Here is a 20,568-nt window from a genome sequence, read left to right on the forward strand (position 1 = left end):
AACTACACCTCCCCATTCATTAATTCTACAAACATTGATAATAACTCATTCTTTGACATTTTTTTAAGTTCATCACGGATATTATTTTTCGGCAGCATTTCTATATCTTCTCTTTTTTCTTCCAATAAAAACGAATTAAACTGCATCATCTTCTCATGAGGAAACTCACTAATATAAAGCGCTGTCACATTTTTACTTGTACTATGTCCCATTGCTTGTGATATATATCTTTCCGGTACCCCCGCATGAGTTAAATTCGTTGCAAAAGAATGTCTTGCCCACGTCATACTCGGTCGTTGAGGCATTTCAAGCAACTTACAAACAACCTCTAATCTATCTTTGATATTACTATTCTCTTGAGCAATTCGCTTTCGTATCAGTCCTTCATCTACTATATCTTCTAAAATATAATCAAACACCCTGCCACCAAGTTTCTCTTCACTACCATATTTTTCTACAATAGCTTGTAATTCCGGTATAATAGGAACTATCACCTCGCTTTGATTATCTGATTTATCTTTAGTTTTAGTTCGTAAAAAACGGAAGCATGATTTACCAGTAGAAAAATAATAATCATTATATTCTAAGCGAGCTAAATCTGCCAAATTCATACCATTTCCCAAATAGGCAGCCAAAAATGTGGCAACACTGCGAAGTACTGCAAGTTTATAACCCGTCTTCCAATGCATAGGAACATCTTGCTCCAAAAAATTATATAATCGCATTATGTCAGACACAGATAAGTATTCTTCCTTTCTTGTAGCACCTTTCTTTATTTCTATCTTACCTTTACCAAAAGGATATTTTTTTACATCGACTAAATTTCTTCTAATTGCTTCATTTATAACAACACGACAAGCACGCATATAAATACCAATGGTAGTGCGAGAATAAAACTTCTCCATTTCCTTTTCCCATAAATCTATAATTTCCTCATTAACATCCTTAAAAGCAATATCACCAACCAACTTTTCAAAACACTTGGCTGCTATTCTATAACTTTCTGCTGTACCTAATTTCTTCGACGAAGCAACTTCCTCCCATAGAGCTAACAAAGATTCTCCCCCTGATTTACCCTTCATATTTTTTTGTAAAGCATCCAAAGAAAAAGCATTTTGTTCACGTAGCTTATTTATCTCTTTAATTGTTCTATCAAACTCAATTAATTGCCCTTCCTTTACCTTCCAAACACTCTTACTTTCGTTTGTCACTCCACGACCTGTAGAGGCTATTAATTTGTCCCAACACTGTAAAGTCACGATCAATCCCGTACGAATATAGATAGTTTTTCTATTTTGATTGACACGCACACATACATTAAATTTATCCCCTTTTCGTCTCGTGTCTAATGTTAAAGTTACTGTTATATTCAGCAACCGCTCTTGCTTTAAATAACCTATTCCTTGTTTCCTCATACCGATGTTTTTTATTTCGTTTATACGCTACGTGAAATCAATTCGTGAAATCATAGTGAAATCACGATTGAAAGACATTACAAAAATACAAAAAACAAAATAAAACACAAATACTGATATTCAAATAGTTACATTCACAAACAAGATTTATTAAAAACAAAAAAAATCAAGAAAAAACATTTCTATGTGATTCATAATCATGAGGTCCCCGGTTCAATCCCGGGTCCCGCTACTTGATAAGAATAAGGCATTTGAGAGGCTTCCACTCTTGGGTGCCTTTTTCTTTTTTAGCTCCGGTTTGCGCTATGGTTTGCGCCAGCGTCAAATTCAATGTAACATGGTTCAACAAATTTTATCTCTACAAAGATACTATTTTACTTTCAAATTTTAATTGAAAAGATTAATAATACAATTGCACGACATTGCTATTCTATAAAAAAACTGCAAATGAATTTCTTCAAATGCTGCCTTCTATTCTACTTTCTAACTAACAAAGTTGATGAAAGTCAAACAAAATCATCTTTAATCCAACTCTCTACAATTGCAAATTTTGACATCTAAGCTCCATATTTCAAATAAATTATAGTCATATATCCTCCTCATATATATTAAAAAAACGCCATCCTTCCTGTATCTTATATCTATTACTAAATCCTTTTGGCACATATAGATTCATACTTCGTTTATTACTTCCATGCCAATGTTTTTCTAAAACTGAAGGAGGATTCTTGCTTTTACAATATATTGTATGCAAATTTAAACTTTCTTTAAATGCATTATGTTGAATTGAAGCCACATTTTCAGATAAAGTTATTTCTTCGAGATTAGCACAATGCCCAAAAGCACTATGCCCAATGTAAGTTATATTATCACCGATATAAAGCTTTACCAATCCAGAGCAACTATCAAAACTATAGTTTCCTATATACCTTAAACTTTTGGGAAATACTAAAAATGACAATCCTGTACAACCATAAAAAGCATTATCCCCAATTTCCGACAGTCTACTAGGCAGTACAATAAAAGAAATATTGGAACAATATTCAAAATCTCCATAATCAATAACCTGTAGATTTTGTCCTAATTGTACAAATTTTAAGTTTTTACATTTACTAAATGTAAATTTACCTAAATCCTCTAATCCATCACCAACAACAGCAGTAGTCAAATTTGGAGAATCTGCAAAAACACTATGCCCTATCGTTCTCACTGTATCAGGTATCGTTACAGTAGCCAAGCCCGTACAATGAAAAGCAAAACTTTCTATCGAATCTACAGTTTTAGGAAAGCTGATTGATTGTAGTTTTTTACAACATTCAAATGCCGCTCTTCCAATAATTCTAATAGATTCAGGCAGTACAACAGAAACTATATTCATGCTTTTAAATGCAGCCTCTGGAATCGAACCAAATTGTTTAGACTTCGCATCAAAGATTATGGTATTCCTTAGATTGATAAAAACCAAGTTCTCCATTTTTCTAATAATATCAAAATCTTCAAAACAAAGTATTCCCTCTATTTTTAAATTATGAATTATCGGAAATATATCTGATTTTATATATTTAGTTAGTTTATTTGTAGGTATACTCCATTCCAAATTTACATAAACAATAAAACCATCTATATCCCAATTCTGCTCTATCAAGTCTCTGGTTTCTTTTTCATTTGTGGCAAAGCCGAATATACCTTCATAGCCATCTCTATCGTATCTAATCAATTCGTTTTGAATTAGACCTAGACTTTGTTGTGATGGGACTATCCCATTATTTTTTAAATAGTTTAAGGCAGAAGAGATTACCTCTCTCCTACCTTCAACTGAATCTGGTTCTAAATTGTCCGGAAAGTTTTCGATAGCTGCATCATAAGCAGCACCGATTTCCACTAATTCGGAAATAGCTCTATACCTCATATCTTTCTATTTATCTAAAAACAATATTACCAATTTTTTATTATATTGTAGCATTAAAACATACTCGCAAATATACATTCAATTCTAAAATATACCATTCTTCTATTATGTTTATTGGCATTACTAGCCCTATTTTATCATTTATATAAAATTGATAACAAAGAAATATTATAGGTTAATAGAAAAGTTTGCTGTTTATATTTAAAACAGCAAATGAATTTCTTCAAATGCTGTTCTTTTCGACTTTAGATATTTATTCTCCAATTATATTTGCTTCTCTCCACCCTACTGCTTGTTTATAAGTATTTATTGCACTCAAAGGAACATATACATTATACATATTTGTTAACGGATAATGTTGTGCATAATCCAGATAAGGCGGAGTTTCACTTTTACAATGAATGTTCTTTGCTCCATAAATGGCACATGCACCAATCCGTTCTACACCAACAGGTATTGTCAGAGTTTCTAATGGGTAAAACTCCCAATCTGGAAAAGGGGGCAAAAGGAAATTCGCAACAGGATAAAAGGCATAAGCAGATATATTTGTTACCCCATTTGGAATTATATAGCTGCTTCCTTGCCCATTCGGTTTATATTCTTTTATTGCTGCCATTGGATAGGCAATCAGAGATGTTTGCTCTTTATTAAATAAAACATTATCCTTTGTAGAATAGCGTGGATTAGTAGCAGAAACAATAAATTCTTTCACATAAGTACCAAATATAGTAGGCTCTTGAATTTCAGTAACATTATTCAAATTCAAAGTAGATAGATTCAAGCTAAATTTAACAGAATCACTAATTTTGGTTACACTACTAGGAACAATGTAGTTTGAACTAATCTTATCAATTGGATATGCTATTAATTCTGTTTTATTTTTATTGAATAATACTCCATCTAAAGACAAATAATTGGCGTTATTGTTTGTAACAATATATTCTTTTAAATGTGTTCCAACATTTGAAAATTTCATTTGCGAAACTTTGTCTCCTATGGTAATTGATGTTAAATAAGCATTATCAAAAGCATTGTCTTCAACAGTTATTACACTATTAGGAATTATATAACTTTGGTTTGGTCTAGCCTTTGGATATATTATCAATATGGACTTATCTTTATTGAAAAGCACTCCACCCAAAGAAGAATAATTAGAATTATCCTCTGAAACGACAAATTCAACGAGTTTATCACATCCCCAAAAAGCACTTATTTCCATTTTTGAAACGGAAGCAAGGTCAATTCTCACAAGATTATTACATTGCCAAAATACATAATCACCAATTTCGTTAACACTATTGGGCATATTAATTTCTGTTAACCCTGTACAAGCATAAAAAGCGTAATTTCCAATAATAGCTGTTTTATTTCCTATAGCGATAGAGGTTAAAGTCGCATTCTCTTCCGCTATTGAATGAGATTCAGTATTTACTATCTCATTAAAGATATAACTCCCAATTTCTATCACACTATTAGGTAGTATGACACTGGTTAATTTATCACAGTTACTAAACATATACGAACCTACAACATCCCTTTTTGAGTAAAAGATTCCTGTATTAATATAATATGGATTTCCACCTGCAACTATATTAGCGTCTTTGAGATTAAGTTTAGATAAATGTCCCTTCGTTTCGTCCCCATTAACATCTGCACCTGCCATTTCACGGATTAATGCAATATCATCCCCATTAATATCTCCCGTAACAGTTAAATCCGTAATATTAAACCTAACATCATCACCAATCAGACTTGACAATGAACCTGCCTTTTTTACATCAACCTTAGCAACAGTTCCAATAACTGTTCCATTACCACCTTCATTACCAACATTAATACTTTCTTCCTTATCATCCCCACACGCAGTTCCTAATAATGCAATGATAATGACAAAGGAGATATTTTTTAAAGAGCACAATATTCTTTCTTTCATAAATTCTTTATTGCCTAAAAATCAAATACAAATGCTAGCCTAATAAGACTAGCACTATACTGTTAATCCCAATTATTGTTTTGTGTATGTTATTACCTCTCCTTCACCTTCTTCATCCATATCATCAACTAAAACTAATTTAGAGCCTGTCAGTTCTCTAACGTGCATTGAATAAACATCACTCTCTCCGTCGCTATCTTCTTCCCATATCCAAGTAAAGACCTTACTATTTTCGTCATAGGTATATCTAAAATTTTCTACTCCGTCTTTATCTAATTGCCCATTAGTATAGATTGCACTTGAACCTGTACCGTCTGAATTAATAGTCATTACGTCCTTATATTCCACAGAGTTTCTATTCTCTATACTTACCCAAGTACCTACTAACGGATTTTCATCATCGTCATCGCTACAAGAAGTAAAACCTGCACATAAAGCAATAACCAATAAAGTCGCAAAAAATCTAAATGTCTTCATATTCTGTAAATAATCTTTTCGTTAATAATTTAATTTGTAGTATAAGCTGCTCAAAAATTGAGTTGGCTACTTAAAAGATAGTAGCAAAAATTGTTTCTTAATGTCTGATTCGTAGTTATATATCGTTTTATCTACCCTGTTCCCTTTGGATATATTACACAATGAGAAAAGCGTGGGAACTATTGAATATTATCGTACTGTGGCTCTGGACTGCCCTAACACAAATAACAAACAATAGCCCACGCCAAACGATATATAGACTATCCAATATAAGATAGGTATATAACATTGACGTGAGCGTTCTTGCCTATTATCTTTGTGTTATGAAATTGTCCAGATTCCAGTACAAGATAATATCTTAAACGCTCTTCGTTAACTAATATGTCCTTTCAGTCCCAACACATTAGGTATCTGAAATTGCCACAAAGTTACGAAAAGCGTTTGTAATAGCAAGAACTATTGTTTATTAAAAGTTGAGGGTTATTTCTGCTTTATAAATCTATGGTAGTGGAAAAATTCAAGACTACCCATATAAAAACTAAATCTCTGAATTTTTCCACCCCACCGATATTTTATGATTATGGCTTTATAAATTGATTTTTGATCCGTTGAACGGTGGAAATACCAATACTTTGTAGCTTAGCTATATTTCTAATTGAATAGCCTTTCTTTAGTAAAGATATGACTTCTTTATATTCCTCTTTCTTCTTATCATCCGTTTTGGTTGAACCTGTCTTTCTGCCAAGTTTACCACCTTTGGCAATATAATTTGCCCTACCACTATTCAAACGGTATTGGATATTGCTTCTTTCGATATTTGCCATTTCTGCAAGTACTGTCACCATGATAGACGCTATTGGATTAACTTCCCCATTTGGTTGCAAAGTATATAAGCCCAAGTTCTGTATGTAAACCGATACTTTCGATTCATGCAATATATCCAAAGAACGAAGAACCTGTAATGTACTTCTTCCTAGTCTTGACAATTCAGACAAAAGTAGGATATCCACAGATTCACGTTTACAGTATTCCAAACATTCTCCTAAAATCTGTCTTTCCTCTATTTTCTTTGCACCTGAAATATGCTCCTGGAATGTGTTTACTATTTCTATATCCTGTGAGATAGCATATTTCTTTAAATCCTCTATTTGTCTGCTCGTGTCCTGTCTGTCATTACTTGACGAAACACGAGCGTATATTACGGCTGTTTTCATTTTATTCTTTGATTAAATTGATAATACGAAAAAATGTGTTCAAATCACCTTTGCAGGTTTATTTGAACACATTCCTGTTTTGAACACAATAAATAGTTAGTGACGTTTATCCGCTTCCTCATCATCCCATAAGCCAACTATAAAGAACAAGCAAGATTAACGGAACACAATCCTTATTCATAGCTGTACCCAAAAGCAATTTAAATCCGAAATCGGTATATGGATTTACGTATTTATCCTGAATTCCTTCTGTTCTTAATAGTCGTTTAAAAATCAAGTTGTGGAAATGCCCTAATAAACTTTCCGCCCAGTTATGTATAAAAAAAAACAATAATCAGGTGAAAGTCAAACGGAAAGGGATCTTTTAACAGAAGAATAAAAAATACAGATAGCCTCTTGTTGTATTATATAAAAAATGTAATATTAATTGTCCGTTAAGATGTTATTTAACGTAGGTCCGATATAAATGCATGTATAATCTGAAAACTGCAACATACCCGAAGTGATACAATAATAATTTGCATGATGAATCTCTCATTTTTTCTGGGGTTGTTTTCTTCTGCGGATGATATCTACAATGTGTTCATTTTCAATAATAATCATTCCATGCTTGTCATTAGTAATACCTGTTTCCAAGCGGTATGTATAAGTCGGGACTTTCTCCTTCATTATAGTAGGTAAGTAGGAGAATGATACATTATTACATGATTTTGCCAAATCCTGTCCGACTTCTATGATATGTGTTGATATCATAAACGAACAAGTGCGTCTTTTTGCCAATGCGGCGGTCACGGCCAAAGTGGCATCATAGGCGTCTTTCACATTCGTTCCTTTGAACAATTCGTCGAAAATAACAACTAACCGTTTGGAAAGGCTCACTTCTATTGCCACTTTCTTTACCCTTAATACTTCTGCATAAAAATGACTGTATCCCATATTTATATTGTCCGGTACATTGATAGAGGTGTACATCCCGTCCTGCACTGTGAATTGCATGTTTTTTGCCGCTATGGGAAATCCCATGTGAGCCATATAAACCGCTATTCCGAAAGATTTCATTAAGGTCGATTTTCCGGCCATATTCGCTCCCGTCAGGAAAAATATGTTTTTGTTTCTCGTTATTTCCAAGTCGTTGGATATTGCTCCCGGTATGTGAGGATGGAATAATCCGCAAATGCTCACAGATACTTCATGATCAGCGTAAGCTGTTGCAAAACAGAATTTCCGTTCTTTAGCTACTCTACCCACCACGATAGCCACATCCAATTCATAAAACAGCTCCAATAACTTTAACAAAGAATCGTTCAGAGAGTATGACAATGCTTTGTCGAGGATAAATAAATCTTTCAAATTCATATTCTCACTGGCATCTACCGATAGCAACCGGCGCATTTGACCGTTCCGCAGCAGGGTTATCCCATACGTTACACGTTCCTCTAAAGAAGTTCCTTTCAGCACTTCGGGTAATGTTTCCAGATATGTCGACGCTTTTTTCAAAAAAGCAAGTGTGATGCTCACTTGTTCCTGCCAGATATGTAGGCGCGGATCGTTACTGAGCAACTTCATAGCTTCTAATTTACAAAGGCGAAAGAATGAATTTACCCAATGTCCTCCACCATTGGAGCCAGTAAGGTATTGCTCTACAATCTCAAAATTCTCATGATTTTCCGGAAACGTTGACGTATGGTCGCTAAAGCATTTGAAGACTGCACTTCGTTTATTTATTTCTTCTGCATTCGTTAACGGATGATTAAACATTTGTTCCAGCAACAATTCGCCGCCATGAGTAGTCGTATCGCAAAAAAGGCTATAAATCGAATTGTTTTTATATTTCCCCAGAATGTTTAAGTCATTCAAGGTTTGCTTGTCTATTTCAAAATTCTTATTCATCTTCTTTGCCGTTTATAATATCAATGATTTTCTCGTTATTAATAATTATCATTCCATGACGATCGTTTGTAATACCTTCTGTGAGATGGTAAGTGTATACAGGTTTATTACCGTCCATTGAAGTGGGCAGGTAAACAAAGCGAATGTTGTTGCAGCGCTCTTTCAATGTGGTTCCTACCTCAATGATATGGGTGGAAATGATGAAAGTGCAATCCGATACTTCAGCAAAAGCTTCTGTCACAGCTAATGTTGCGTCATAAGCGTCTTTTACGTTTGTTCCTCGAAATAACTCGTCAAAAACAATAAACAGTCTTGCTCCTTGCTCCATTTGTTGCGCTACCTTTTTCAGACGCAGCACCTCTGAATAGAAATGACTGTATCCCATGTTCAGATTATCCGGCAGGTTGATTGTCGTAAACATGCCGTCATATACAGAGAACTCCATTGATTCCGCAGGAACGGGAAAACCGACATGAGCAAGATATACCGCAATAGAAACGGACTTCATGAATGTTGATTTTCCGGCCATATTAGCACCGGTCAGAAATATTATGCTACTGTCCTTATCTACATAAAGAGTGTTGCCTACCGGATGGGACAGAAAAGGATGGAACACACCCTTCAAACTCAGAATATTACGTTCGGAAGGGTAAACTTGCGGATAAGTGAACTTTCGCTCGCCTGCAATCTGTGCCACTGTGGTATAGACATCTATTAAATAGACATAATATAACATCTTACGGATGCGTCCACCTTCTTCAAATCGCAAAATTTTGTCATAACTCACAGCCTTTTCATAACTAATCTTCTTCTTTCCTTTCTCATCCGGATACCAACTCCATTTTTCGTTTTGTAACAATTGACGCAATGTTGTATGTATCTCTGCTATATTTGTATACGTTTCGTCTTCAGGAGCCCTCAAAAAGTCGTCCAATGTATTGAATAGTTCCAGGCATCCCATGATTCCGCCATGTATCCATGAATATTCAGCATCTGTGGTAATGAAGCTTTTCACTTTGCGTTCCAGTGTATTGTCTTGCATCATCAATTGGCTTCTGCTGTCCGTGTTGTCAAGATAAAACTCAACAGCATCAAATATGCTGCTGCGGAACGGAAAAACTGTCTTATGCTCTCCGTAGTAACGAATCATATTCACTCGTTTCTGTATTGTTTTCACTTCAGCAAGTGGATATAGGAACATTTCCTCCAATAATTTCGCACCTCCCCGAGTCTTCACCCGATTGAATATCTCATATATTGTTTTTGTCCGTCCTGTCCCGAAAACGGCCAAATCATTCAATGTCTGCGTATCTATCTGAAAAACCATAAGTAATTAAATTCAAATGTTATTTTACCTTCCTCGTCTTCTCAGCCAAATAATGATGGAAATAATCAGAAGTATTCCCGGTAAAACCCATGTCAGAAGTAGCTTCCATGTTCCGATCTGGTGTTCGTTCAGATAAATTTCATTATCAGGGACAGCCGGGCGACGGACATCAATGGGCACTTCATTGTCCGACATCCAATAGAATCCTCCCATGAGGACAGAATAGTTGGATGAGGAAATTCCTTTACGGGTCATGCTTAATTCTCCATTACTGAAGCAATCGGCATCGCCCAATATCATTATTTTTTGTTCTTTGTCTTTTACTTTACGTGAAAGGGCCAATGCCGTTGCATGTGATTTCCGTACTTCTCCCTTATTTGCAGACAGCACAGGTTGTTCATCTACGAAGTTGGTTGTTTCCACCTCGTTCCATGCCAACGAGTCGGTTACAAACAAAGGAACAACTGTATATCCTTTGTCTTCGGTATATTCCAGTCCGGCAACACCGGGCATGACAAGGCTTCTTCCACTCTTTTTCATTTCGGAAAAATAGAAGTTCAGGTCTGTCGCTTCTTGGGTTGGATTGGCTACTATCAGGTCAGCCAGGAAATTCTCTGTCGGATTCACCAGAATTCCTTGAGATAATTTAACGCCGAGTTTATCCAATAACACGCTTGTAGCCATCGAACGGCTTGGTTCACATGTAATTAATAGATTTCCACCACGAGCTATATAATGATCCAAACGTTGTTCTTCCGCTTCCGTAAGAGGCTCTTTCATTTCGGCAATGACCATGATGTTTATATCATTAGGTATTTCATTGTCCAAGCTCACATTCGTTACGTCAAAACCTTGATTTATCAATGCATAACGGAATTTCTTATCTAAGGCAAAAGTACTGTAAGCTCTGTCCCCCACAAGGTTTATGTCTCTTTCGCCATGTCCGGTAAGGAAGCCTACGCTAGGCAGTTGCATTGCGATACGCTTAAACGCTGCAGTGATTTCAGATTCTCCCGGAAGGTGTTGCATATCATCAAATACACGCAAGAATGTTTTTTGCCCGTTCTCTCGTTCAAGTACGCGAACAAAAAGATTGCCTTCACCGGACAAATCAATTTGTTTACGGATTTGTGCCGGTGTCAAGAATAGGGTAGAATCCATGTTGTGAATGCGCATGATCTCTTTGGCGCGTTGCTCCGTATTCATGTTGGGGAAACGGTTGTTTTGCGATACGCTTTGGATGGTGTCATAATAGTATATGTATTCTAATTTTATATCCGGTTTGAAACGGACATACTGCCTGAAACGTTCCTGGTCGGTTTTAACCCGCGAAGGAGCCGCCGTCCATATATCCCGCTCATCTAGTGCGTTGAGATAACTTTTTATGGTCAACCCGCCATCCAGACGGCTGATGACATCCTGACTGTTGGGAGTCAAAGTATTTATTTTGGTGGCAGTGGAATCGTAATAACCCATTAACATAGGACGTGAAGATAAATATCCTAAAAAACAAGCTAGCAAGATGACTCCTGTATATTTGCCCAAAGTCAGTAACCATGGACTTTTCTGGCGGCATGCCTGTAGGCGTATGATGGCTAAAGTCAAGAACATGGTTATTACGATGATGAAGTAGAGAAGATCTTCACTGCATATCAACCCACGCACAAATTCGGTTGCGCGTCCTGAAATAGATAACCAATAAGTTATGTCGCGTACAAATTCAATATCCTGCCACATGTCTTTTACATAGTTCAGTGCACCCAGCATGGCCAACGTCAGCATGGCTGCCACTACCTGATATGAAGTCAGACTCGACATAAAAAGACCTACTGCGGCATAGGCGCAAATTAGAAGGTAGATACCCAACAAACCAGCAAAAACTTGTGGAAAATCAAAATCTTTTATCGAAAATGCGCCGAAAATCACAAATATGAGCACTAATGCAATCAATACCAGTCCATAAATCATCATAGACAAGAACTTTCCTAAAATGATTTGTATGTTTGTAACAGGCGATGAGTATAGCAATTTGATGGAACCGCTGCCAAATTCACGGCTCATCAACCCCATTGTTAACAAAGGAATATAAAGGAATAAGTACCCTTGAATAGCTGGAAATACGCCACCCCATGGATTAGCGAATGTATTTGCTGTAACAGCAGTCACTTCGTATCCCAACGATTGATTGCGTACCAACCCATCTATCATATTTGTAAAAGTCATGCCTGTCTGAAATATGAATATGACTATGACAAGCCAGGCCACAGGTGAATAGAACAGAGTTTGCAGCTCTGTTTTTGCTATTTTATATATCGTTCTCATGAATTTTTTGGATAATGATTTATTTCTTGGATAATTTAGCGAATATGTCATTTAGTGAACTTTTTTCTAAATAGATTTCGTTCAAGCGCCAACCTCGTGTGGAACTGATTTCTACTACCTTTTCCAGCATTTCTTGGGCATTGGTAAAATGAAGGCGGAATTTTGTTCCACCCAACTCTTCCACTTTGACAAGTCCCGGTATGGCAGAAAGCTCTTCTGTTGAAGGTCTTGCCAATAACGATACGCATACGGAACTTGGCGTAATGTAATTATCAAATTCGTCCACAGTTCCGACAAACACCAGTTTGCCTTGCTCGATCATACGGATGTGTTTGCAGGTGGCCTGCACTTCCGAAAGAATATGTGTGGAAAGCACAACGGTACGTTCTTCTGCTATTTCTTTTATCAAATGGCGAATTTCCAGAATTTGATTCGGATCCAATCCGTTGGTGGGCTCGTCCAATACTACAAAGTCCGGTTTATGGATAATAGCTTGTGCAATGCCCACTCTTTGCTGGTATCCTCCGGATAAATTGCGAATCAGTCGTTTTTGGAAATGAGAGATTCCGCATTTCCCCATTACCTCTACTACGGCCGCGCGAACCTGTTTAGCAGGAATTTGGCGAAGGCTGGCACTGTATTCAAGATATTCTTCTACAGTTAAATCAATGTGCAAAGGCGGTTGTTGTGGTAAGAAGCCAATATGCCGTTTGGCTTCCACCGGGTTTTCACGAGTGTTGATTCCTTTGATAAAAACATTACCTTGAGTAGGTTTCAAGACACCGCACATGATGTTCATTGTAGTTGACTTGCCGGCTCCGTTAGAGCCGAGCAAACCATAAACACCATTTTTAAGGATCTCAAAATTGATGTCTCTGATTGCCCATTGCACGCTATAGCGATGAGATAAATTTTCGACTTTAACAATAACTTCTTCCATTTTATATTTGTCTATTTTATATATTCTAGTCAGGCTGATTTTTTATTAACCTGTTACTTGCAAACGGTGTCGCCCACCTTTTGGATATCGAAACTATAAGTTTCCGAAATATAATTCCTCAATATATCATATTTCTGTTTTACTAAAGGATATTCCAAATCGGATATCCATTCTTCTGATGTCCGCCCTGCCATACTGCCGAGATAAGCTTTCAGATCATTCATTTTATCCAATGACTTAGCTACCCACCATTCATGACCTGAAAGGATAGCCCATTCTTTGCCGTTATTAGCCACAAATCCCCGGGTTCTTGGATAATCAGGAGAATTGGGGTCGCTATTTCCATTTTTTGAATAGTCGCTCAATGTAAAGAAACCATTAGGTATCTCTAACTTATCCGCCCATTTATTCCATAAAGCTTGTTGTATGCTGCGTTTGAAAGTCATCTTGTCTTCCGCAGACATCTCTTTCAAAGCGGCGGAACAGTGGCTGATTGCTATTTGCCCCTGCGACACCCATACGTCTACAGGTTTGGCAGAAGAGCCCTCAAAAAGTTCTTTAGTCAGGAATATTTTGTAAGGCATATATTTTTTATGAAAATCTGCCGGATAAAGCGAAACCCAAGTATCCTCCAACAAATCCAGCATTTCGCCTGCATACTGTGGGTCGGCTTTCGTAAATGTATAATTGCTTGATGAACCTTCCATCTGGCTCCAGTTGAAATCGGTTTCTGTAAATTCGTACAGGACATAAGTTCCGTATTGGTTGTAGAAATCAACGATGCGGTTGTCGGCCGGAGACTTGCCTTGCGGCAAAACATAGTCAGGTTCAAGCGGCTCTATCTTTCCTAAATCATCTTCTTTAGAGCATGACAATAGAGATATGCTCAGTAATAAGGTGAAGTATATATTTTTTCTGTTCATTATATCTGTTTATTTAGGTTTATTTTTATTCATTGCCTTTGCGTGCTGGCTCATAAGCCGATGCATTCTGCTTCAAGCTGTTGTTATTGTTCATTACGATTGTAGAAAGAGGTATCGTGTAGAGCGGATCTTTTTCTTTCAGTGTGAAAGTCAACCAGACATCTTCCTTTTTGGCTTTATATCTATGGGTAATGCTTGGCATTCCGTAGCGGCGCAAGTCAAACCAGCGCTGTTCGTCAAAACAGAGTTCCAGCCTGCGTTCAACTCTGATTTCATCCAACAAGTTGGATATATCCGTGATGTCTTCATATCCCACAATACGGTATCGGCGTAATGTGTTCAAGTCCGCCAATGCTTTGTCTGTTTTACCTTCCATTTGTGCGTATGCTTCTGCACGGTTCAGGTAGGCTTCGGAAATGCGCAAGGTGTTTGTCGGTCCGGAAACCCCTTCGGAATAATCGGGATTTTTTTTAGACGTAGTAGTTCCTGTAAAACCGCCAATACTAAACCAGAATTTTTTCCGGCAATCATTGTCATCATAAAGGTCAAGCAATGTTTGTGAAGGACGATATCCTGTTTTTAATTGCCCTCTGCCATAGCGCCATTCCACTTCCGAATGTTTGTAGGTGGCTATGGTGAGACTGGTCATTGTTGTATAGTTGGTCAAGCCTTCCGCTGTTTCAATAGCCCTGCTTGCTGCTTTGGCTGCATCTTCCCACTGTTCCATATATAAGTAAACGCGTGACAGCATGATATAAGCGGAAGTCAAATTGAACCGGAAATTCTTTCCGCGTTTCGGATGTCTCTCAAACAATTCTGCAGAAACTTTCAAGTCATTTACAATCTGTTTATATACTTCTTCCACCGTGTTTCGTTCAATTCCATTTTCAGTCAGTCCTGCCGTTAACTTCAAAGGTACGCCTAACGCCTGTCGGTTGGAATGATAGGGCTCTCCATACAGGTTGACTAACAGGAAATAATAGAACCCACGCAACCCGTAAGCCTCACCTTTCACATAATCTCTCTCTATGTCAGATCCGGTAGCATCATCAATGCCGTCCAAGGTGGCATTCACACCTTTCAGTTGGCTGTAAATGTCGATGTATATATCGGTTAATTTAAACCACCTTTCCCACATGTCCGGCTGCCAGGTGAAATATCCGTAATAATTGATGGCATTGAGGTTGTCGCCACCGTAATATTGCTTTTCTTCCAACTCCACATCATCATCAAGCAAGTATAGCAGGTCGTAATACCCCATTCCGTAAGCAGAGCCTAATAAGAACTGGCTGTAGTCTGCAACTGTTTGCACAATCACTTCGTCTTGTGATTGTTCTTCCAGAAAATCGGAACAAGCGCCCAGCGTCAACATTCCGATTAAACCTATTATTATTTTTTTTATATCAATCATTGTTCTTGTGTTTTTTAGAAAGAAACTTGTAAGGATAAAGACATAACTTTACGAACCGGCCAATTACCGGTTTCCGGATCCAATCCGTCCCACTTTTTATCTGATACCCACATAAATGGGTTCGTCATGCTCGCTTTCACTTGCATACGTCTGATAAATAAACGTTTCAACCAATCTTGCTGAATGAATTCATAAGCTAGAGAGATAGAACGGCAACGGATAAAGTTTGTGTTTGCCACTCTTGCGTCCGACATATTATACATGTGATATAAGTTTGTCGATATTTTTTGTGAAGTAGCTGTGATTGGCAGTTCAATGGTCTCATTGCCGGCTCCTGGCAGGGAAGGAATGTTGGTAAATGCTTCGTCTCCCGGCTTTTTCCAGCAGTTAATCAATTTTTTTGAGACATTTTGTTCCGGACGGGGTAATCCCGACTGCGTGTCGGTGGCTCCGGAATAGAGTTTAGGCAAGCGTGCGTGGCCGCCCCATTGAATGGCAAACAATGCATATAGTGAAATGTTCTTATATTTAATCATGGTGTTCAATCCACCGGAAAAATCAGGTGTGAACTTTCCAGATTCGACTAAGAAGTCCATAGGGCTTTTTCCATCTTTTAAATCCATTTTATCGAACATAGGTAAACCGTTTTCCGGATTCAGACCGGTCAGTTTATACGAGTAAAATGTAGAATAAGGTCTGCCGTTTACAATAGCTGCGCCCGATAGAAAATCGTTCAGCGTGTTCACACGGTCGTTCTTGTCTATCTTGTTGCGTGAAACGGCCGTATTCAAAGATAACTGCCAGGTAACATTTTTTGTACGGACAGGAATTACGTCTATCACGAAATCATAGCCGTAATTCTTCATGGTGGAACCTGATACTATGCCGTTGGCAAATCCATTCTCGTAAGGAATGTTGCGGGAAGAAAGTACGTCGCTTACTTTCTGAAAATAGTTCACTGTAAAGTTTAAGCGTCCGTTCAGAAGCGAACCATCCAGACCAAAGTTATAGGTTCTTGTTTTTTCCCATCCCAAGTCAGGATAAGGTAATGATTTAATTTTCAGAATATATTCATTATACCGATTGTCCAAACCACCGTCATAAGCAATCAGATAAGGAGAAACCGCTGTTACGGCATTTCCTTGATAGCCCCAAGAGGCATAAAGATCCAAATTGTTGAGCCACCATGTTTTTTTAGCAAAACGTTCGTTGGCTATTCTCCATTTTAGTCCGGCTGACCATGTGGGCTCAAAACGCTTGTTCTTATCCTGTCCGAAACGATTGGATGCGTCTACACGGCCATTAAAATTAAACACATATAAATCATTGTATGTATAAACGGCTGACATATATTCGCTTAACGAATTGTTTCGTCGGTTAATAACGCTGGCCGCTCCGTTTGCAATCTCATTATTGATTGTTTCATTACCCTGAAATATATAGACAAGCGGTGGGGTGGCAAAAGTTTCACCACGGTCAGGGAGATATCCGTAGCGTTTGTTCGAATCGCCTTTTGTCTTTACCGAATTGGTTTCAATACCCAGCTGAAAGGTAAATCTATGTGTGTTCTTAAACAATTGGTCGTACACAAGACTATTGCGGACCATCACAGTAGACGTATTAGCCAAATCCGTTTCCAGAATACCACCGAAAGGTAATCGTGAAGCATTCATCTCCGGGCTGTTTGTTAAAGCGGTACCATATTCGTATCCGCGAAGTTGCGTAATATAAAAAGAACGTTCGCTTGCATATTTCTTTGAGTCCGAAGATGAACTGGCGTAGGAAACGATACCTTGATATTCCAAATAAGGCAGAATACGCCATTTGAGATCAATCGTTGAGCCAAATGTGCGGGTGTTGCCTTCACTTCCTGTATGGTTCATCTCATTCAAGATGTTGTAATTATACATATTCTTACCATTTTCCGGGTTGTATTCTCCGATCTTTTCATGGTAAAATAAAGTACCGTCGTTATTATAAGCAGGTATGGCGCGTGAAGTATTGTATGCGTAATCGAACGGGTTCACATTGTAGGCAAATCCGTTTACATCACGTACGCTTGCTTTCAATAGCATATTGACTATCAATTTAGAACTGAAGTTTATGGTTGTGTTCGAAGTAGCCGTAAATAAGTTCATATCATTTCCTTTTGCTTCTCCTTTTTCACCTGTATAGCCGAAAGAGGTACGATTCATTATTTTTTCGTTTCCTCCACTGATGCTGATATTATGCGATTGGTTAAATGAATTGCGGAATAATAATTTGAACCAATCCGTGTTCCGTGCGGCCATTGTCTGGTATTCCCGATTCATCTCTTCAAATGTGATTTCTTTGTTAAGCATCTTCTGTACCAATCCTGCGTAGCCGATAGGCAGGATCGGAGTTGTGTATGACCGTCTTTCATCATATATATCTTTCGATAGTTGCATGGATTCCGCTGAATTCATTTGGTCGTACATACCATATCTAGGACGCATGCCTATGGAAAAGTCACTATTATAATTTACAGAGATTCTTCCTTGTGAGGCTTTTTTGGTGGTTACAACAATGACTCCGTTGGCGGCTTTCGAACCGTATATGGCTGTTGCGGATGCGTCTTTCAGTACGGTAATCGTTTCTATATCATTGGGGTTCAGCCATGATATGGCATTTCCGGCCAGCTGGCGTATGTCATCAGCATCAACTGAAAATTTAGTGTTATCTTCCGGGTCGAAAGGCATCGGGTCTATTTGTACTACTCCGTCTACTACCCAAACAGGGTCCTGGCTACCCAGTAGTGTGGAAGTACCTCTTACCCTGATTTTAGGAGAAGCGCCGCTCATGCCTGTTTTGTTCATCACTAGCATTCCCGGAACTACCCCTTGTAACATTTGGTCAATAGATGAAACACTGGGCATTAAAATATCATCTACCTTTATTGTTGTGGCAGCTCCCGTATAATTCCCTTTAATGACATTACCATAACCGGTAACTACGACTTCTCCTATAGCCTTGCTGTCTTCTTCCAAGACAATAACAGGGATTTCGGCCACATCTGGCTTTATTTTTACCGTTTTTTCTTTCATTCCTATGTAGCGAGTTTTCACAAAGTAGGATTTTCCGGCAGAGAGTTTTACGGTATATTCTCCATTGATGTCGGTTGGAAGCATCTCAACTTGTTTTCCCTGCATATCGGTGATAATTATATGGACACCGGACAAAGGAACGGCTTCCGAATCCGTCACTCTTCCTGTCACAGTCCTTATCTCTGGAACAATAGGCTCACTTGTACGAATAATTGTTATAAACTCCCTGTTTATACTGTATTTGAAAGGTTTATCGCCGATAACTTCTTTCAAGACATCTTCTATCCGTCCGTTTTGAATATTTAGACTGACTTGATAACCTTTTACATCTTCTGTGCTAAAATTAATCTTCATTCCGGCTGCATCTGCTACCTTATCCAATGCTTTGCCCATAGGCTCATTTCTTAGCATTAGAGAAACCCGATTCTGTGCGGATACAGTCAATGTCCCTAAAAGGAGAAATAGCAAAAAAAGAGAAAAAAGTAGTTTAAGAGGTCGCACTCCTTTCTTTCCTGAAGGAGAGATTTTTCGTTCTTTTTGCATAGTTTTGTATTTAAATGTAGTTAATAGTTGTAGAGGTCTTTGTTTATTTTACAATGATGACATTATCTTTTAACTCTGCCTTCACCTTTCCTATTTGGTTTAGCAATTGTAATACATCTTCAACTCCGTTGTCTTGGCGCGCCCAAAAGTTAAAACGTAAATGGGTCTTATCTTTATCGTTGAATTCGACGGTTAGATTATACCAGCGTCCTATAGAACGCATGATTTCACTCAGTTCAACATCTTTGAAATAGAAATATCCGTCACACCAGGCTATAAAACTGCGAATGTCGACAGAATTTACTGTTATCTTATGTTCTTTGTCTATTTGTATATCTTCACCCGGGTGAAGTAAAACTTGCTGTTGGCTGTTGGACTCAGTTACTACAACACTACCATTAATTAATGTAACATGGGTGTTCTCATAATCGTAGGCTCTAAAGTTGAACTTAGTACCTAAGACACGCGTCGTTGCAGTTTTAGTCTTTACAATAAATGGTTGCTTTTTATTGTTAGTAACATGGAAATAAGCTTCTCCTTCCAATTCTACAATACGCTCATTTCCAAAGAATTGATCTGGATAACGTAAACGGCTCTCTGCATTCATCCATACTTCGGTACCATCGCTTAAAACCACTTTGAAGTTCTTTCCCTGCGGGGTACTTAATGTGTGTATCTCAGCCGTTTTATCATTTGAAGGAGCAGGCAAGTAGCTAATTGCATCTTTTTTGATATCAATAGTCTGTGCTTTTTCCAATTCTTTCATAGCTGCTTGAGAGGACAGATTCAGGGAACGACCACTCGCTGTCTGCAAAACAACGTCAGTCTTTTCTGGAATAGCAGTATATACAACTACTTTTTCTGTTGTTAAATCTTGATCGTATATATATAAGAAAGAGAAAGCAATCAATAATGCAATAGTGGCAGCCGCAGCTCCCCACCAAAATGAATGGCGGGACGTTTTAGCAGGCATTACTTTATGGCGGGTATTAAATTGTTTCCATTCAGCTTTTACGTCTATCTTATTTTTATCGTTCGATAAGATAGATTCCCGCATGGCCAAAAGAGAATAATAAAGTTCTTTATGATCTGGATTATCTAACCATTGAACCGCTTCTTTTACGCATAATAATTCTGGTTGATTTAATAAATGAAGAGCATATTCCAGATCTTCATCCAAATATCTTTTTTCTTCCATA

At 37.7% G+C, this 20,568-nt stretch carries 13 protein-coding genes; all 13 read right to left on the bottom strand.

Translation table 11 applies throughout. From position 1 onward, the window contains the following. Nucleotides 1–2: 2 nt before the first annotated feature. The 13 genes from I2I04_RS07055 to I2I04_RS07115 all read right to left on the bottom strand — a co-directional run bounded on the left by I2I04_RS07055 (nt 3) and on the right by I2I04_RS07115 (nt 20,567). Nucleotides 3–1,415 (bottom strand): tyrosine-type recombinase/integrase, encoded by a 1,413-nt coding sequence (locus I2I04_RS07055; protein ID WP_195654662.1) that lies wholly within the window; start codon nt 1,413–1,415, stop codon nt 3–5. A gap of 586 nt (nt 1,416–2,001) precedes the next feature. After that, nucleotides 2,002–3,324 (bottom strand): leucine-rich repeat domain-containing protein, encoded by a 1,323-nt coding sequence (locus tag I2I04_RS07060; protein ID WP_195654663.1) that lies wholly within the window; start codon nt 3,322–3,324, stop codon nt 2,002–2,004. A 253-nt stretch (nt 3,325–3,577) separates the two neighbouring features. Then, entirely contained in the window at nt 3,578–5,257 is a 1,680-nt protein-coding gene (locus I2I04_RS07065; RefSeq protein WP_195654664.1) for a leucine-rich repeat domain-containing protein, read from the bottom strand. Between the two features lie 72 nt (nt 5,258–5,329). Beyond that, complete coding sequence (locus tag I2I04_RS07070; protein WP_195654665.1) at nt 5,330–5,734, bottom strand: lipocalin family protein; 405 nt, start codon at nt 5,732–5,734, stop codon at nt 5,330–5,332. Nucleotides 5,735–6,312: 578 nt separating this feature from the next. Then, nucleotides 6,313–6,948, bottom strand: a complete 636-nt coding sequence (locus I2I04_RS07075; RefSeq protein WP_195654666.1) for a recombinase family protein — start codon at nt 6,946–6,948, stop codon at nt 6,313–6,315. A gap of 534 nt (nt 6,949–7,482) precedes the next feature. After that, the gene (locus I2I04_RS07080; RefSeq protein WP_195654667.1) at nt 7,483–8,838 is read right to left on the bottom strand and encodes a MutS-related protein; all 1,356 of its coding nucleotides are present in this window, start codon (nt 8,836–8,838) and stop codon (nt 7,483–7,485) included. Further along, the gene (locus tag I2I04_RS07085; protein ID WP_195654668.1) at nt 8,831–10,165 is read right to left on the bottom strand and encodes a MutS-related protein; all 1,335 of its coding nucleotides are present in this window, start codon (nt 10,163–10,165) and stop codon (nt 8,831–8,833) included. The genes I2I04_RS07080 and I2I04_RS07085 overlap by 8 nt, the downstream gene beginning before the upstream one ends. 24 nt (nt 10,166–10,189) lie before the next feature. Next, nucleotides 10,190–12,487 (bottom strand): Gldg family protein, encoded by a 2,298-nt coding sequence (locus tag I2I04_RS07090; RefSeq protein ID WP_195654669.1) that lies wholly within the window; start codon nt 12,485–12,487, stop codon nt 10,190–10,192. Nucleotides 12,488–12,506: 19 nt separating this feature from the next. After that, nucleotides 12,507–13,427: an ABC transporter ATP-binding protein gene (locus I2I04_RS07095; RefSeq protein ID WP_195654670.1), complete on the bottom strand. Its 921-nt coding sequence runs from the start codon at nt 13,425–13,427 to the stop codon at nt 12,507–12,509. Between the two features lie 53 nt (nt 13,428–13,480). Then, nucleotides 13,481–14,350: a hypothetical protein gene (locus I2I04_RS07100; protein ID WP_195654671.1), complete on the bottom strand. Its 870-nt coding sequence runs from the start codon at nt 14,348–14,350 to the stop codon at nt 13,481–13,483. A gap of 25 nt (nt 14,351–14,375) precedes the next feature. Further along, complete coding sequence (locus I2I04_RS07105) at nt 14,376–15,761, bottom strand: RagB/SusD family nutrient uptake outer membrane protein (protein ID WP_143260025.1); 1,386 nt, start codon at nt 15,759–15,761, stop codon at nt 14,376–14,378. Between the two features lie 14 nt (nt 15,762–15,775). Beyond that, nucleotides 15,776–19,219: a SusC/RagA family TonB-linked outer membrane protein gene (locus I2I04_RS07110; protein ID WP_229126942.1), complete on the bottom strand. Its 3,444-nt coding sequence runs from the start codon at nt 19,217–19,219 to the stop codon at nt 15,776–15,778. A 193-nt stretch (nt 19,220–19,412) separates the two neighbouring features. Beyond that, nucleotides 19,413–20,567 carry a FecR family protein gene (locus I2I04_RS07115; RefSeq protein WP_195472580.1) on the bottom strand — a complete coding sequence of 385 codons (1,155 nt, stop codon included), beginning with the start codon at nt 20,565–20,567 and terminating at the stop codon, nt 19,413–19,415. Between the last annotated feature and the right edge of the window lies 1 nt (nt 20,568).

It is taken from the genome of Bacteroides sp. 1001136B_160425_E2 (genome assembly GCF_015559655.1).
In the GTDB taxonomy this organism is placed as follows: Bacteria; Bacteroidota; Bacteroidia; order Bacteroidales; family Bacteroidaceae; genus Bacteroides; species Bacteroides luhongzhouii.